Genomic DNA, 17,303 nt, shown 5'->3' with positions numbered 1-17,303 from the left:
ATTATTCCTCCTTTAGTTCGTTATTTTTTCGTACAATCACCTGTGCAAGCAAGTCTGCTGCATCTTGTGGGAAATACTTGCCGGGCAAACCAGGAAGGAATGTATAAATAAGCTTCTCTCTCTCTTCTATATTAAGGCAGCCTGGTGATGATGCTACATCAAATATGTTCAATTTTTTTTCTAATGCATTATAGAAATCTACAGTAAACCATTTATTCGGGATTGTATTAATTAAGTAATCGTGTTCTGTTATGTTCTCGGGTATCAATTGATCTGCAACGTAGCCATAGGCAATGGCCTCTTGAATTTGGCTGTTGGATCTTGCCAAAATATGAACATTTGCGCCCAATTTATGGAACATGTAGGCAAGCATCTTAGCTACACGGCCAAATCCTGTAATACAAAACGATTTGTCAAATACTGAAGTATTTTCTAAATCATAAAAGGCTCGCAACATACCTTCAGAGGTCAATCTAGCATTCAGCCATATATACGATTCATCCTGCAGATAATAGATCACCTGATCCTCTTTTAATTGCAGAAATTCCTGTTGTAGACTTTGATTGCTTTTACCGACAAATATTACAGCATTCGATGGGAGGCCTTCGAATGCACCGCGAGGAATTTCTGGCGCTTGGATTGGCAACACAATCCGCTCAGGCTTTTCCGTCTCAATGATTTGTTGGAGTTCCTCATTCCACTTGTCTGTATATTTGTATATAACCTGCTCATAATCTAGTGACAAATAGAGGGCCAATTCTTTGAACCGCAAATCTCTTCCAAGGATTAACCATTTTTCATTTATCATTTTGTGTACCCCGATTTCAGTGGTTGTGTTTTTTTGAATAAAATTCGGTCTTCGCCAATCAGTGAAATTTCTGTCCATGGAATATAGGACTGCGGTTTTTGATCTTTTGATTGAAATGGCAAGCGATAACCTCTTTGGACTAATTCAAATCCATAAATTTGCCCAGTTTTCGGATCTAATAAACACTCTGTTTCCGCAAGCAACCCGCAGCGGACTCCATCACTCATCTGGATTAGTTCTTTATCCGCGAGCTCAGATAAAAGCATTTAACCCCTCCTTCTCCGTCATAATAGTGTATGTCATTATACATATGCATGTGCATAAAAAAACTAAGAGGCATATTAAAGTCTCTTAGTTGGCTGAATAATCGATTTAGCAAATGGTTTTTCTAGTATATCTTGTATCATGTTATTCACACTTATTTCATTTACTGCCTGCAGTTCTTCTAAATTTACTTCAATCGATTTATGCTCTCCATAGATCAATTCATTTTTTGCATTTCGATGCATGACATCATTAGTGGTTTCAAGGCTTAACAAAAAATTGCTTTCTAATTGTTCTTTTGCGTACCTTATTTCTTTAGCTGTTACGCCATTTTCCTTTAGGTTATCTGTTATTTGCAAAATAGTTTCTTCCAAAAGATCCAATTGCTTAGGAGATGTACCGCCATAAATCATAAAAGCGCCAGTATCTTGGTAAGCAGAGTAATACGAATAAATTGAATAAGCTAACGCTTTCTCTTCTCTCACTTGTTGAAAAAGCCTTGATGACGTTGTATCTCCGATTATATTATTCATGACAAGGAGACTCATGAGATTTGGATCTTTTATTGAAAGTGATGAGTATCCAAGTAATAAATGTGATTGTTCTGCATGGTTACGCTTGATAGTCACACCTGGATCAAATCTTGGTATTGTAGCAATCTGAGGGACTTCTGAGTCTCTTTCAAAATCGCCAAATAATGCGGCAACTGTGTCCAAAAGTTGATCAGGGACATTGCCGGCAATGGAGATTACTATGCGTTCAGGCGTATAATGTGCCTCCATAAAATCTTCTAGCGTTTCTTTTGTGAAGTTTTCCAATGTATCTCTTGTTCCTAGGATAGGGGCACCAATTGGATCTTCAGGAAACATGGTCCGCCAAAGCCTTTCATCTACTTCATCATCTGGCGTATCCTCAACTAATAGCATTTCCTCATAAATTACTTGCCTTTCTTTTTCAATTTCTTGCGGATCGAAGGATGAATGGAAAAACATATCCGCTAAAATCTTCAGTGCTTCAACTGCATGGATATCCAAAGTGGTGGCATAAAAACACGTATTTTCTTTAGACGTAAAGGCATTTAATTGCCCTCCAATACGATCAAAGGATTCGGCTATTTCTTTTGCTGTCCTAGTATATGTACCCTTAAACAACATATGTTCAATGAAATGTGTGATTCCGTTTAATTCAGGACTTTCATCTCTGGAACCTACATTTACCCAAATGCCCATGGACACCGATCTAACGTATGGACGTTTTTCAACAAGAACTCTAACGCCATTTTTACATATATGTTTAGTCCTCAATAATCTTCCTCCTTTATATAAAAAAGAGGCTGTCGTTTAATTAGACAACCTCATTGCAGACATAATATATTCTTTAACTGCTTAACTTTTTTAAATGAAACAGTCTTATTGTTGTTCTGCTCGTTCTTTTTCTTCTTTAATAACAATCTTGCGTGATAAGTTGACACGGCCTTGGCGATCGATTTCAATGACTTTCACCAATAGCTCATCACCTAATTTCAAGACATCTTCGACAGCTTTTGTGCGTTCTTCTTGAATTTCAGAAATATGAAGCAAGCCATCTTTACCAGGGAAGATTTCTAGGAATGCGCCGAATTTTTCGATACGTTTAACTTTACCCATATAGTATTCGCCGACTTTTGCTTCACGCACAATGTTTTCGATTATTTCTTTAGCGCGTTTAATCATATCTTCATCTGAAGAAGCAATTGAAATCGTACCATCTTGCTCTGTATCGATTTTCACGCCTGTTTCTTCAATAATCTTGTTGATTTGTTTACCCCCTGGCCCAATTACATCGCGGATTTTATCAGGGTTGATATGAATCTGCTGAATCTTAGGTGCATATGCAGATAAGTGTTCTTTCGGTTGAGCGATTGTAGCCAACATAGATTCTAAAATAATCATACGGCCGCGTTTTGCTTGCACTAATGCTTCTTCTAGAATTTCACGAGATAATCCATCAATTTTAATGTCCATTTGAAGTGCTGTTACACCTTTTGCTGTTCCAGCTACCTTAAAGTCCATATCGCCAAGGTGGTCTTCCATACCTTGAATGTCCGTTAAGATGGAATAATAATCGCCCTTTTTAATAAGACCCATCGCAATACCTGCTACTGGGGCTTTAATTGGAACACCTGCATCCATCAATGCTAGGCAAGATGCACAGATACTTGCTTGTGATGTTGAACCATTTGATTCCAATACTTCTGATACACAGCGAATTGTGTAAGGGAAATCTTTTTCGTCTGGAATAATCGCGGATAATGCACGTTCTCCAAGTGCTCCATGACCGATTTCACGGCGTCCTGGACCACGCATTGGTCCTGTTTCCCCTACTGAGAATTGAGGGAAATTATAATGGTGCATAAAGCGTTTTGACTCTTCTACACCAAGACCATCAATAATTTGAACATCGCTTAATGCGCCAAGCGTACAGATTGATAACGCTTGTGTTTGTCCTCGTGTAAATAATCCTGAACCATGAGCACGCGCCAACAATCCAGTCTCTGAAGATAATGGACGGATTTCGTCTAATTTACGGCCATCTGGGCGGATTTTTTCTTCGGTAATCAATCGACGGACTTCTTCTTTGACCATCTTATCTAAAATTTGACCAACTTGTTTCAATGTAGCATCGTCTGCTTCTTGTTCTTCAAATTGTGCGATTACCTCAGCTTTTACTGCTTCAATCGCTTCATCACGCGCATGTTTTTCATGCGTTTGAATCGCTGCGTTCATTTGAGTTTCAAATTGAGAAGTAATGCTTTCAGTCAATTGTGGATCTAACTCATGCAATGTTACTTCAATTTTTTCTTTACCTGATTCCTTCGTTACTTCTTCTTGGAAGGCAATAAGCTTTTTGATTTCTTCATGACCGAACATGATTGCTTCAAGCATTGTTTCTTCTGGTACTTCTAGTGCACCAGCTTCCACCATGTTGATCGCATCTTTGGTACCTGCTACAGTAAGATTAATCAATGATTGATCTAATTGTTCAACAGTAGGATTAACGATAAATTCATCATTAATCATACCAACTTGTACACCTGCAATTGGTCCGTCGAATGGAATATCAGATACCATAAGAGCCAATGATGAACCAACCATAGCCGCCATTTCGCTGCTGCAGTTTGGATCTGCTGACATAACCATTGAGGTAACTTGTACTTCATTACGGAAACCGTCTGGGAATAATGGACGGATTGGACGGTCAATTAAACGAGATGTTAAAACAGCACGTTCAGATGGACGGCCTTCTCTTTTAATAAAACCTCCAGGAATCTTACCGACTGCGTAAAGTTTTTCTTCATAGTTCACAGTTAAAGGGAAGAAATCTGTTTGTTTTGGGTGTTTAGACATAGTAGCATTACATAGTACAGCTGTTTCGCCGTAACGTACCATTACTGCACCGTTTGCTTGTTTTGCAAGCTGGCCGACTTCGATTTGCAATGGTCGTCCTGCCCATTCATAGGTAAAAACTTTTTTTTCGTTCATCTATTGAACTCCTCTCTTAAAAAGAAAACCTAAATTACATATAAGCTTATGTTATGTAGTTACTTGTAGTTTATCAAAAATAAATGCGCTTTGCGAAACATTTCTCTACATTCCGCTTTTATTCGCTATAGATGGCTGGAATTTTATTAAACATAAAGAAAAAGCGGGACAAGCCCGCTTTCATCTCATGCATTTAATCTCGGCTCCTACTTTACTTCAATTGTGCAACTTGTACACAATGAAGATGGAGTAAGTTTCGAATGATTGAACTAACAAACAGCGCGGGCAGAATCCCTCGCTGTTTGTTGTTTCATTTTATCGGCGTAAGCCAAGTTTTGTAATAATTTCACGGTAACGTTGTACGTCGTTTTCACGTAAATATTTTAATAAGTTACGGCGACGACCGACCATTTTGAATAGACCGCGACGTGAGTGGTGGTCTTTTTTGTGAACACGTAAATGTTCGTTTAAGTTGTTAATCTCTTCCGTAAGGACAGCGATTTGAACTTCTGGTGAACCAGTATCACTTTCGTGTGTACGGTATTCAGCAATGATTTCGTTTTTGCGTTCTTGTGTTAGTGCCATCCTATTCACCTCCTACTGATTAAAAAATATCCCCTATTACTGAGCAACTCGTTGGTGATTCGTAGAGCCAAGTAATGGTTCAGCGCCGCTAGAAGCGGATCACTTAGAAAATAGTAACATAAACAGGTTACTCATGCAACTATAATTGATTTAAACTAATGATTGCAAGTATTCTAATGCCTGTTGTTTATCAGCTTCAATTTGGGTTTTCAATGCCTCAATTCCACTGAATTTTCTTTCGCCTCGCAAGTACTTATACCAATCCACTTTCACTTCTTCACCATAGATATTTTTATCAAACTGGTCAATAAACACTTCAATCGTTAAATTCTTTTCATCTGGATTTTTGAAAGTCGGTTTATAGCCGACATTACATACACCATTATGCCACTCATTCTGTACTTCAATCTTTACTGCATAGACACCAGTTGCCGGTATGAAAGTACCTTCTGCTTCTTGAACATTGGCAGTTGGAAATCCAATTTCTCTGCCTCGCTTATCCCCATGAACCACAATGCCAGGGATTTGATATGGTCGTCCCAACAAGTGGCGAACGGATTCCATATCTCCTTCTTTTAAGGCACTCCGAATCCGTGTAGAACTAATTTTATCTTCTTCAAACTGTTTTTTATCCACAATAGATACCTCGTAATCGCCATTGCTAAGTTGTTTCATATCTTCCATTTTGCCGCTACCTTTTTTGCCAAAAGAATAATCAAAGCCAGCACTTACATGTTTAATATTTAACTCGCGAATAAATATATCAACAAATTCAGATGGATTTAAATTGGCAAAATCAGAGGTAAAGCGAACAACAAACACAGTATCAACCTGCAATTTTTTCAGGATTTCAAGCTTTTGTTTCAAAGGTGTGATATAAAACACTTGTTCTTTTCGGCCTCCCAACACAATGGAAGGGTGTGGATCAAATGTCATCACAGCTAATTTTAGGTTTTTCGCTTTTGCTTGTGCTCTTGCCTCTTCTATAACCGCTTGATGACCAAGATGAATCCCGTCAAAAAAACCAATGGCTAGTGAGTAAGGGCCTTGAACTTCCGGCGAATTGATTTGATGCGGATACATGAGATGAATCACTTTCATAACAATTTCCTCCTACCTAATCCACGTTTGGAAACATTTTTTCTGGTTTCATGAATCCATCTTTTTCTGGATGCTTTATATACACAGCAACTGCAGAATTGTCTTTCATATAAACAATTTTATCATTTTCATTAAGCGCAGGATGCATTAGCAGAACTTGTCCATTTTTAATGGACTTTTCAATAGACCCAGTAAGTTCTATCTGTGGATATTCATAAAGTGCAAATTCCAATGGCTTCATGCACTCTTGAAGCAAGCCTGCATCCACTTTTTCTTGTAATTCGGATAATGTAACACAATCGTCCTTTGTAAAGGTACCTGATTTAATGCGTACTAATGAAGCCATATGAGCAGGATATCCTAACGCTTCACCAATCTGCACAGCAAGCGTTCGAATATAGGTCCCTTTGCTACAGCTTATACGAACAGCAAATCGAATTTTTTCACCCTTATATTCTGTAGAATGGTCTAATAACTCCAATTCATAAATGGTCACTTGCCTTGTTGGGCGTTCAACAGTTTCGCCCCGTCTTGCATATTCATAAAGCTTTTTCCCATTTACTTTTACGGCAGAATACATAGGTGGGGTTTGATTGATTGTGCCGGTAAGCGATTGTAAAGCCTGAAGCAGCTCATTGCGGCTAATTTGCTTTTCCGATAAATCTTCTTCCACTATCTCTCCTTCGGCATCTTCTGTAGTAGTAGAAACGCCAATTTCAATTACAGCCTCGTAGGTTTTTCCGGCATTCGTCAAATACTCAGCAAGCCTTGTAGCATTTCCTATGCAAATTGGCAGCACACCTTCAACAGTGGGATCTAATGTGCCGGTATGCCCGACTTTCTTTGTATGTAAAATTTTTCGCACCTTGAATACACAATCGTGTGAAGTCATGCCTTTTTCTTTCCATAATGGTAAAATACCATGCATGTAACTCACTCCTTTGCCAACATTACACCAAATAATTTAATACATTTTTTAAGAGAAAAAGCCTGCAAGCTCTAATTGCAGGCTTTTGTCTATTGGTCTTGTGAATCGTTCAGTTGGCGCAGCAATGAATCGATTCGATTGCCATATTCTACTGAAGAATCAAAAGCGAAAGAAAGTTCAGGTGTAACTCGCAGACGAATGCGGTGGCTAATTTCAGAGCGAATAAAACCCTTCGCCTTTTCAAGCCCTTTTAACGTATCCTGGCGTTCTCTTTCAGTTCCTAGGCAAGTAATATATGCCGTCGCTTGCTGAAGATCACCAGTTACCTCTACATCCGTTACAGTTACAAATCCAACTCTTGGATCTTTGATTTTACGGCTAATGATATCTGCCAATTCTTTTTTCATTTGTTCAGCGACACGTGTTGAGCGCATTGACATAAACGTTCACCTCAATTTCTTATATAAACTCCCGATCAATGTGAAGGCATTGCCATTCCGGATTTGACTCAAGAAAAGCGATAGCCCGCTCTAGCTCTCTTTCCGCTGCTTGTTGTGAAGAAGCAACAGAAACAATAGCTAGAAGCGTTCTTTGCCAAACATCTTGATGTTCTATCTCTGCAATAGAGATATTGTATTTCTGTTTTACACGCATAGTCATAGACTGCAAAACAGCACGTTTTTCTTTTAGCGAATGTGCAGCAGGAACAAAAAATTCACACTCTGCATACGCCATCATTAGCGTTTAATCTCTTCCATGACGAAGGCTTCGATTTGGTCGCCTACTTTAAGGTCATTGTAGTCTTTGATAGTAAAACCACATTCATACCCTCTTGCAACTTCTTTTGCATCATCTTTGAAACGTTTTAAAGAATCTAACACACCTTCAAAGATAACAATACCCTCGCGAATCACACGTACACCACTGTCACGAGTTAATTTACCTTCTGTTACATAACCGCCGGCAATTGTACCAACTTTTGAAACTTTAAAGGTTTCGCGAATTTCTGCAGAACCGATTACTTTTTCTTCATATTCAGGATCTAGCATGCCTTTCATCGCAGCTTCAATCTCTTCAATTACTTTATAAATAATGCGGTGAAGACGAATATCTACGCCTTCAGCTTCTGCAGCACGTTTTGCATTGACATCAGGACGAACATTGAAACCAATTACAATTGCATTTGAAGCAGCTGCAAGTGAAATGTCAGATTCAGTAATAGCGCCCGCGCCTGTATGAATAATCTTCACATTAACGCCTTCTACATCAATTTTCATCAATGAAGCAGCCATTGCTTCAACTGTACCTTGAACATCTGCTTTGACAATTAAGTTTAATTCTTTCATATCGCCTTGTTTCATTTGTTCAAACAAGTTATCAAGTGTAACGCGTTGTTTTTCAGTACGCATTTCTTGGATAGCAGTCGATTCGCGAGCTTCCCCTACTTGACGAGCTGTTTTTTCGTCTTCAAATACAACGAAACGATCTCCTGCTTGTGGTACTTCGTTTAAGCCAGTAATTTCTACAGGCGTAGATGGACCTGCGCTTTTCACGCGGCGACCAAGATCGTTGACCATTGCACGTACACGACCATACGTATGACCAACAACAATTGGATCTCCTACATTTAATGTACCGTTTTGAACTAATAATGTTGCTACAGAGCCACGGCCTTTATCTAATTGTGCTTCAATAACAGAACCAATAGCATGACGTTTAGGATTTGCTTTTAATTCGCCTACTTCAGAAACAAGCAAAATCATTTCAAGCAATTGGTCAATACCTTCGCCAGACAAAGCAGAAATCGGTACAAAGATAGTATCCCCGCCCCAAGCTTCTGGAACCAAACCATGTTCTGTTAATTCTTGCATAACACGATCAGGGTTTGCTGTTTGTTTATCCATTTTGTTTACTGCTACGATGATTGGAACTTCAGCAGCTTTTGCGTGGTTAATTGCTTCAATCGTTTGAGGCATAACACCATCATCAGCAGCCACAACAAGGATTGTTAAATCGGTAATCTTAGCTCCACGCGCACGCATAGTTGTGAAAGCAGCATGTCCAGGTGTGTCTAGGAAAGTAATCTTTTTGCCTTGGACAACCACTTGATATGCACCGATATGTTGTGTAATACCACCCGCTTCGCCTTCTGTAACTTTAGTGTTACGGATAGAGTCAAGCAATGTTGTTTTACCATGGTCAACGTGACCCATAATTGTAACTACTGGCGGACGTTCTTTAATGTCTGCAGTATTTTCATTCTCATCTTCTTCGAAGTAAGTATCTAAATCTGTAGCGTCAATGCGTACTTCTTCTTCTACTTCAACCCCATAGTCTGCACAAATTAATTCGATTGCATCTTGATCAAGTTCTTGGTTGATTGTAGCCATAACACCAAGCATGAACAATTTTTTAATGATTTCAGATGGTTCACGGCCTAATTTTTTAGCTAATTCACCAACGCTAAGTGATTCATAAAACGTGATTTTTTCTGGCAATTCTTTTTTAACTGCTGGTTGTGGTGCTGGCTGTGGACGATTCTTGCGGCGTTGTCCACCGTGAATGCCCGGTTTGCGTCGTTGGTTGTTGTTACGGTTGCCACCTTGTGCATTATTGCTTCGGTTGCCGCCTCTTGCATTATTATTAGGGCGGTTGCCACCTTGTGTGTTGCTTGTTTGGCTACCGCTTCTAGCATTATTGTTAGAACGTTGGCCACCTTGCGTATTGCTTGTTTGGCTACCGCTTCTTGTATTATTATTCGGACGGTTGCCACCTTGCGTGTTGCTTGTTTGGCTGCCGCCTCTTGAATTATTGTTTGAACGGTTGCCACCTTGCGTGTTGCTCGTTTGGCTACCACCTCTTGAATTATTGTTTGGACGGTTGCCACCTTGCGTGTTGCTTGTTTGGCCACCACGATTATTCGTTTGGCTTCGGTTTTGATTATTATTTGTTGATGGTCTTTGTTTTGAGTTGTCTTTTGAAGTTGAATTATTATTCATAGTACTTCCTTGGTTATTATTTTGTTTTGTTTGAGCAGGACTAGAAGAGGGTTGCTCTTTTCTTGCTGCAGGACGAGTTCCTGGCTGCCCTTTTGTTGGGTTTGACTGTACACTCTGTTGTTGAGTGCCTTTTTTATATACATGATTTAATTTGCTAATCGTTTCTGGTTCTAACATGGACATATGATTCTTCACATCAATTTGGAGCTTAGATAACTGATCAATCACTTCTTTACTTGACTGGCTTACTTGTTTCGCATATTCATGAACGCGTAATTTTGTCATGTACTCACCCCCGGTTAGATTTCGTTGAGTAGCTGAGACAGCTTTCTTGCAAAACCGCTGTCCATTATTGCTACGGAAACTCTCGCCTCCCTACCAAGGGCGTGTCCGAGAACATCCCTTGTTGAAAATTCGTGTAGCTCAACGTGAAAAGAATGGCATTTATCGGTTAGCTTCTTTCTAGTATTTTTCGAAGCATCTGTCGATAAAATAACCAGCTTAGCTTGCTGATTTCTTACTTCTTTTACTACCTGTTCTTCGCCGGTTACCACCTTGCGTGCGCTTGCGGCTATACCTAGCAAATTTAAAATTGCTTGTTCTTGATTCATATTCGAGTTTCCTTTTGAACAATTGCTAATAGATCATCGTATATATGTGCTGGAATTTCCACTTGAAGTTGGCGTTCAAACACATTTTTATCTTTTGCGGCTTGAATCGCTGTAGCCGATTTCGAAACATATGCGCCGCGCCCCGATTTTTTTCCAGTCGGATCAACAGTTACTTCTCCTTCTTTGGAACGGACCACGCGAATCATTTCTTTTTTCGGAAACATCTCTCCGGTAGCAATACATTTTCTTAAAGGTATTTTACGATTGGTCGGCATCAGAATTCACCTTTCTTTTGACATTTGGGTTAATTGAAGACACTGACGTCAAAATCCCTTGTTAGTCTTCTTTGTATAGATCCACTTCAATTTCTTCTAGTGGCTCTTCATCTATCTCTTGTTCATAGATATCAGCAGTTTGGACAATTTGCTCTTCTGAACGTGGATAAATGCCTAATTCAGTCGCATCTGTTTCGCTTTTAATATCGATTTTCCAGCCAGTTAATTTAGCTGCTAATCTTGCGTTTTGACCACGTTTACCGATTGCTAGAGACAACTGGTAATCTGGCACAACAACTGTAGTAGATTTTTCTTCTTCATTTACTTGGACATCTAGTACTTGTGAAGGGCTTAGTGCATTTGCTACAAATACCACTGGATCCTCAGACCACTCCACGATATCGATTTTTTCGCCGTGTAGTTCATTGACAATCGTTTGTACGCGCGCTCCTTTTGCACCAACGCATGAACCCACAGGATCCACTTCTTCGTTATGTGCCACAACCGAAATTTTAGAACGGTCGCCTGCTTCGCGGGCAATCGATTTAATTTCTACTGTGCCTTCAAAAATTTCCGGCACTTCAAGTTCAAATAGACGACGTAGCAATCCAGGATGCGTACGTGAAACGAATACTTGTGGTCCACGGGATGTGCGTTCTACTTTTGTAATATATACTTTTATCCGATCATGCGGTTTGTATACTTCACCAGGAATTTGCTCGCTTTGCGGAAGAACCGCTTCAATTTTGCCAATTCCCACATAGATATTACGAGGATCTAAACGTTCGACTACACCGTTCATAATGTCATCAGCACGGTCTACATACTCTTCATAGACAATACCGCGTTCTGCTTCACGGAAACGTTGTGTCACAATTTGTTTAGCAGTTGTAGCTGCAATACGACCAAAATTGCGCGGTGTTTCTTCTTCTTCCACTACATCCCCAATTTCATAAGCCGGGTTAATTTTCTGCGCTTCTTCTATAGAAATTTGTAGGTGATCGTCTTCTATATCATCTTCTTCTACAACGTCTTTACGTGTAAACAAACGTACTGAGCCTTTATCTAAGTTTAAATCTACACGGACATTTGCCGCTTGATTGAAGTTCTTTTTATACGCATTAATGAGTGCCGCTTCAATCGCCTCAACGATGACATCTTTTGAGATACCTTTTGCTTCAAGTGCAGCGAACGCACCGACTAATTCCTTACTCATTGTCCAATTTCACTCCTAAGTTAACGTTCTGCTGAAAAGTCAATTGCTAAACGGGCTTTGGCAATTTTATCTTTCGGTATGAGAACTTTTATTTTTCTAGTTTTAATTTTTACTGCAAGCTCAGCGCCTTCATCTGTGTATGATTCTAGATAACCTTCAAATTCCTTCATGCCATTAATCGGCTCATATGATTTTATATGCACAAACTGATTAACTGCTTTTACAAAATCCGCTTCTTTTTTTAATGGACGTTCCGCTCCTGGTGAGGAAACTTCCAAAAAGTAATTTTGTTCAATCGGGTCCACTTCATCCAGTTTCTCACTCAACAATTCGCTTACTTGTGCGCATTGTTCTATATCTATGCTTCCTTCAGGAGTATCCACATAAACGCGTAGAAACCATTCTCTGCCTTCTTTCACAAATTCAATCTCGACTAATTCAAGGTTCAGGCTTTCTACTATTGGTGTTACTAATTGTTCCACTTCTGTTGTAACCTTGCTCATACAATCCTCCTGACTAAAGTTTGTTGTCATAACAAGAGAAAAGAGCGGGATATCCCACTCTTTTGCTGTCGTTCTATCAACAAATAATTGTCTAAATTATAACACAATCGCACCTTGAATGCAACTAGGGCTAGAAGAGGGACAGCTGGTTGGCATCTGGCATTCCTTCTAAGCAGCCCAATTTATCCATATACTCAATCAATGTCTTGGAAACACGACCTCGAATTTGTAAATCTTCTTTTGAAAGAAATTCACCATCTTCTCTTGCCTTGACAATAGCATATGCCACGTTATTCCCTAAGCCTGGAATAGCATTAAATGGCGGAATTAACGTCTGGCCTTCTATAACAAACTCCGTTGCCTTTGATTTGTATAAATCTACCTTCTGGAACGCCATACCTCTTTCGCACATTTCAAGCGCTAGTTCTAAAACAGTCAACAAGTTTTTCTCTTTTGGAGAAGCATCCAAACCTTTGCTTTCGATTTCTTCAATGCGTGATTTTATCATTTGTGAACCATTGACCATAGCGATTAAATCGAAATCGTCTGCACGGACTGAGAAATATGCACAATAGTATACAATCGGGAAATGAACTTTAAAATAGGCAATTCTAACAGCCATTAATACATATGCGGCAGCATGCGCTTTAGGGAACATATATTTTATCTTTTTACATGAATCAATGTACCACTCCGGAACACTTTCTTTCCGCATTGCTGCTTCCATGTCTTCTGTTAGCCCTTTCCCTTTACGCACACTCTCCATAATTTTAAATGCTAACGATGGTTCTAGTCCTTGGTAAATTAAATACACCATGATGTCATCTCGGCAGCCGATTACTTCCGATAACACACAAGTACCATTTTCTATTAGCTCACTTGCATTACCGAGCCATACATCTGTCCCGTGTGATAACCCGGAAATTTGAACAAGCTCAGAGAACGTAGACGGTTTCGTTTCTTCTAACATTTGCCGTACAAATCGCGTACCAAACTCTGGAATGCCCAATGTACCGGTTTTACAGTTAATTTGCTCGGGCGTAATGCCTAACGATTCTGGACCTGTAAATATTTTCATTACTTCAGGATCATCTGTCGGAATAGATTTTGGATCAATTCCTGTTAAATCAAGTAGCATACGGATAACAGTCGGATCATCGTGTCCCAAAATATCCAGTTTCAGTATATTATCATGAATAGAGTGGAAATCAAAATGAGTTGTTTTCCATTCAGAATCTTGCGCATCAGCAGGATATTGGAATGGTGAAAAATCAAAGATATCCATATAGTTAGGTACGACTATAATGCCGCCTGGGTGTTGACCGGTTGTTCTTTTGACGCCTGTGCATCCTTGGACAAGCCGATCCACTTCTGCACCTCTAAAATTTAAATTGTTGTCTGATGCGTAGCCTTTTACATAGCCATAAGCCGTTTTCTCGGCAACTGTACCAATAGTTCCGGCACGATATGCATAATCTTCTCCAAACAATATTTTAGTATAGTTATGTGCCCGGGGTTGATAATGACCACTAAAGTTCAAGTCAATATCAGGCACCTTATCCCCTTTAAACCCAAGGAATGTTTCGAAAGGTATGTCGTGTCCATCCTTTTTATAGGGAGTTCCGCATGACGGGCAATCTTTGTTCGGCAAGTCAAATCCTGAGCCAACAGAGCCATCGTTAAAGAATTCTGATTGCTTGCAGTTCGGGCAAATATAGTGTGGAGGCAATGCATTTACTTCTGTAATCTCCATCATAGCCGCTACAAGCGAAGAGCCTACGGAGCCCCGGGAGCCCACTAAATAGCCATCAATCAATGATTTTTTTACCAGCTTATGTGAGATTAAATAGATAACCGCAAAGCCATGGCCAATGATAGAACCTAATTCTTTTTCTAATCTGGCTTCAACTATTTCCGGTAGCGTTTCACCATATATTTGATGAGCCATTTTATACGTCATTTCACGTACTGTCTGGTCAGCACCTTCAATTTTTGGTGTGTATAGCTCATCTTTAACTGGCACAACATCACCAATCATATTGGCGATTTTTTGGGAGTTGGTTACGACAATCTCTTTTGCCACATCTGCTCCCAAAAAAGCAAAGTCTTCTAGCATTTCATCTGTAGTTCTAAAATGAACTGCTGGCAATTTATAGCGATTTAGTGGGTTAGCTCCACCTTGAGAACGAACGAGCACTTGCCGGAAAATCGCATCATTTTCAGTCAAATAATGAACGTTTCCTGTTACAACTACAGGTTTGCCTAATTTTTTACCGATTTTAACGATTTTTCGTATAATATCTTCTAAATTCCATTCATCTCGTATTAGCTCTGCTTCGATAAGCGGAGAATATACTCCTTTTGGATGGACTTCTAAATAGTCATAAAACTTCGCTACTTCCATCGCTTCTTCCATAGACTTTTGCATGACAGCTGTAAAAAACTCACCCTTATCGCAGGCACTACCTACTAGTAAACCTTTCCGCAACCGTTGAAGCGACGACCGCTTGATTCGGGGTACACGATAAAATGTATTGACATGCGATTCGCTGACAAGTTTAAATAAATTTTTCAAACCGTCGTTATCAACAGCGAGGAGTGTACAATGTGTTGGACGTGCCCTTTTGTAAGAATCTCCTTCACCGATATATTTATTAAAATCATCATGATATGTGATACCTTTTGCATCTGCTTCTTTTAATAAATGAAGTAATAGGTATCCCGTTGCTTCTGTATCATAAATAGCGCGGTGGTGCTGTGTTAATTCAATGCCGAATTTTTTACACAATGTATTTAAACGGTGGTTCTTAAGCTCAGGATGCAAGAAACGGGCCAGCTCTAATGTATCGATTACAGGGTGATGAAACTCATCAACGCCCGCTTTCTTATATGCTTCATATAGAAAGCCTATATCAAAAGATGCATTATGTGCTACTAATATGGTGTCACCGATAAAAGCATGGAACTCTTTAATCATCTCAACCACTTCTGGAGCATTTCTGACCATATCATCCGTAATACCTGTTAACTCTATTGTTGTTGTTGATAGTGGATGATGAGGGTTCGCAAAGCTTTCAAACTTGTCTATTACTTCACCATTTCGGATTTTTACTGCTGCCAGCTCAATGATAGTGTCATACGCTGCAGACAAACCGGTTGTTTCTACGTCAAAAACAACATAAGTGTCATCTTCTAGTAGACGATGTTGTTCATCATATGCTATAGGTACGCCATCATCCACTAAATTTGCTTCTAATCCATAGATAATCTTTATCCCATGTTTTTTCCCAGCATTATAGGCATCAGGGAAAGATTGGACGATTGCATGATCTGTAATGGCAATCGCTTCATGCCCCCACTTTGCAGCTTGACCGACAAGAGCATCTACTGAAGATACTGCATCCATCTGGCTCATTGGCGTATGTAGATGAAGCTCAACACGTTTTTCGCCTTCTTTTGCCTGGTCCTTCTTCAAAACGGGTTTAATCTCTACCATATCCTGGGCCATGACGATTAAATCTCTGACAAATGTGTCGTTTTGCACAGAGCCGCGTACTTTTAGCCACATTCCTTTTTTTGCACACTGCATCAAGGCTGCATCTTCTTTATCGCGAGAGAACATCTTGACTAAGATAGAATCTGTGTAATCAGTCATTTTCAATGTAAGAAGTGATCGTCCACTTCTTAATTCTTTGACCTCCGCATCAAATACATATCCTTCGATTACTACACGCCGTTCTTCATCTTGTATCTGATGAATGTCCATAATCGGTTCATCGTGCTTAATAGGAACGCCTAGTTGGAATGGTCTATCGGATAAATCCACTCCCTCAGGATTATGCTGACGCTCTTTCTCACGTTTTTGCATATCCATAACAGCTTTTTTTGCAAAAGCTATCTCTTCTTGCTGCCGTTGTTCTAGGAACTGGCGTTGCTGTTCTGCCAAGTCCTCAGTCGATTCGACTAACTGAAAATCAACGGCCATATGAGGAAACCCATACTGTTTATAGGTCATGGATAAAACATCTGCATATTTTGACTTCAATGTCATTAATTGAAACTCATGCTGACAATTGAGCATAATCTTCTGTCCATTCCATTCTGGGACCTGCTTCGCGAGACCTTCACGAAGCGGAGGAGACATTTCGTCTATTTCTTCTACAATCATCAACCAATAATCAGAAATTAAATCTTGTGTTAACTGTTGGTTTGTTGCTTCAATGGTTATCTGGATATCTGCGATAGATGAAAAAGCTTGTTTTAAACGCATTTGGAAATCGCGTAGCAGTTGAAACGGCAATATATGCGGAAGCTTTATTGAAAAACGCCAAACTTTGTCTTTTTTATGCACAGTTAAGCGTTCTAGCTCAGCTGATTCAAAAAATGGCATAACCACATCTTCCGTCATATTGATTTGTTGCAAGAGCAATTGAAATCTTTGTCTTGCATCCTGTTCGTTAGCCATCATTTCACCTCTTTGTTAAATTTTATT

At 39.5% G+C, this 17,303-nt stretch carries 15 protein-coding genes; all 15 read right to left on the bottom strand.

Features of this window, described 5'->3' with window-relative positions:
- Position 1: 1 nt before the first annotated feature.
- Positions 2-808 carry a hypothetical protein gene (locus tag F0527_RS04435; protein ID WP_066785753.1) on the bottom strand — a complete coding sequence of 269 codons (807 nt, stop codon included), beginning with the start codon at positions 806-808 and terminating at the stop codon, positions 2-4.
- Complete coding sequence (locus F0527_RS04430) at positions 805-1,074, bottom strand: YlmC/YmxH family sporulation protein (RefSeq protein WP_066785752.1); 270 nt, start codon at positions 1,072-1,074, stop codon at positions 805-807. Before F0527_RS04430 ends, F0527_RS04435 begins: the two co-directional genes overlap by 4 nt.
- A 75-nt stretch (positions 1,075-1,149) precedes the next feature.
- Complete coding sequence (locus tag F0527_RS04425) at positions 1,150-2,376, bottom strand: M16 family metallopeptidase (protein WP_150283926.1); 1,227 nt, start codon at positions 2,374-2,376, stop codon at positions 1,150-1,152.
- 105 nt (positions 2,377-2,481) lie between these two features.
- Entirely contained in the window at positions 2,482-4,593 is a 2,112-nt protein-coding gene (gene pnp, locus F0527_RS04420; RefSeq protein ID WP_066785742.1) for a polyribonucleotide nucleotidyltransferase, read from the bottom strand.
- A gap of 315 nt (positions 4,594-4,908) precedes the next feature.
- The gene (gene rpsO / locus F0527_RS04415) at positions 4,909-5,178 is read right to left on the bottom strand and encodes a 30S ribosomal protein S15 (RefSeq protein ID WP_066785740.1); all 270 of its coding nucleotides are present in this window, start codon (positions 5,176-5,178) and stop codon (positions 4,909-4,911) included.
- A gap of 150 nt (positions 5,179-5,328) precedes the next feature.
- Positions 5,329-6,279 (bottom strand): riboflavin biosynthesis protein RibF, encoded by a 951-nt coding sequence (ribF, locus tag F0527_RS04410; protein ID WP_150283925.1) that lies wholly within the window; start codon positions 6,277-6,279, stop codon positions 5,329-5,331.
- A 16-nt stretch (positions 6,280-6,295) separates the two neighbouring features.
- Complete coding sequence (gene truB, locus F0527_RS04405; protein WP_150283924.1) at positions 6,296-7,207, bottom strand: tRNA pseudouridine(55) synthase TruB; 912 nt, start codon at positions 7,205-7,207, stop codon at positions 6,296-6,298.
- 89 nt (positions 7,208-7,296) lie between these two features.
- Positions 7,297-7,647: a 30S ribosome-binding factor RbfA gene (rbfA, locus tag F0527_RS04400; RefSeq protein WP_150283923.1), complete on the bottom strand. Its 351-nt coding sequence runs from the start codon at positions 7,645-7,647 to the stop codon at positions 7,297-7,299.
- Positions 7,648-7,666: 19 nt separating this feature from the next.
- Complete coding sequence (locus F0527_RS04395; RefSeq protein WP_150283922.1) at positions 7,667-7,945, bottom strand: DUF503 domain-containing protein; 279 nt, start codon at positions 7,943-7,945, stop codon at positions 7,667-7,669.
- Entirely contained in the window at positions 7,945-10,491 is a 2,547-nt protein-coding gene (infB, locus tag F0527_RS04390) for a translation initiation factor IF-2 (protein WP_150283921.1), read from the bottom strand. The genes F0527_RS04395 and infB overlap by 1 nt, the downstream gene beginning before the upstream one ends.
- A 14-nt stretch (positions 10,492-10,505) precedes the next feature.
- Positions 10,506-10,817, bottom strand: coding sequence for a YlxQ family RNA-binding protein (locus F0527_RS04385; RefSeq protein ID WP_066785714.1), 312 nt, complete (start codon positions 10,815-10,817; stop codon positions 10,506-10,508).
- Positions 10,814-11,092: an RNase P modulator RnpM gene (rnpM, locus tag F0527_RS04380; protein WP_066785711.1), complete on the bottom strand. Its 279-nt coding sequence runs from the start codon at positions 11,090-11,092 to the stop codon at positions 10,814-10,816. The genes F0527_RS04385 and rnpM overlap by 4 nt, the downstream gene beginning before the upstream one ends.
- A 61-nt stretch (positions 11,093-11,153) precedes the next feature.
- Positions 11,154-12,308 carry a transcription termination factor NusA gene (nusA, locus tag F0527_RS04375; protein WP_066785709.1) on the bottom strand — a complete coding sequence of 385 codons (1,155 nt, stop codon included), beginning with the start codon at positions 12,306-12,308 and terminating at the stop codon, positions 11,154-11,156.
- 20 nt (positions 12,309-12,328) lie between these two features.
- Complete coding sequence (gene rimP / locus F0527_RS04370) at positions 12,329-12,811, bottom strand: ribosome maturation factor RimP (RefSeq protein ID WP_066785707.1); 483 nt, start codon at positions 12,809-12,811, stop codon at positions 12,329-12,331.
- A gap of 130 nt (positions 12,812-12,941) precedes the next feature.
- Positions 12,942-17,276, bottom strand: coding sequence for a PolC-type DNA polymerase III (locus tag F0527_RS04365; protein ID WP_150283920.1), 4,335 nt, complete (start codon positions 17,274-17,276; stop codon positions 12,942-12,944).
- Between the last annotated feature and the right edge of the window lie 27 nt (positions 17,277-17,303).

This window comes from Rummeliibacillus sp. TYF-LIM-RU47 (assembly GCF_008638315.1).
GTDB classification, from domain to species: Bacteria; Bacillota; Bacilli; order Bacillales_A; family Planococcaceae; genus Rummeliibacillus; species Rummeliibacillus stabekisii.
The sequence above is the reverse complement of the archived record's forward strand: the minus strand, read 5'-3'. Positions and strand labels throughout refer to the sequence as shown.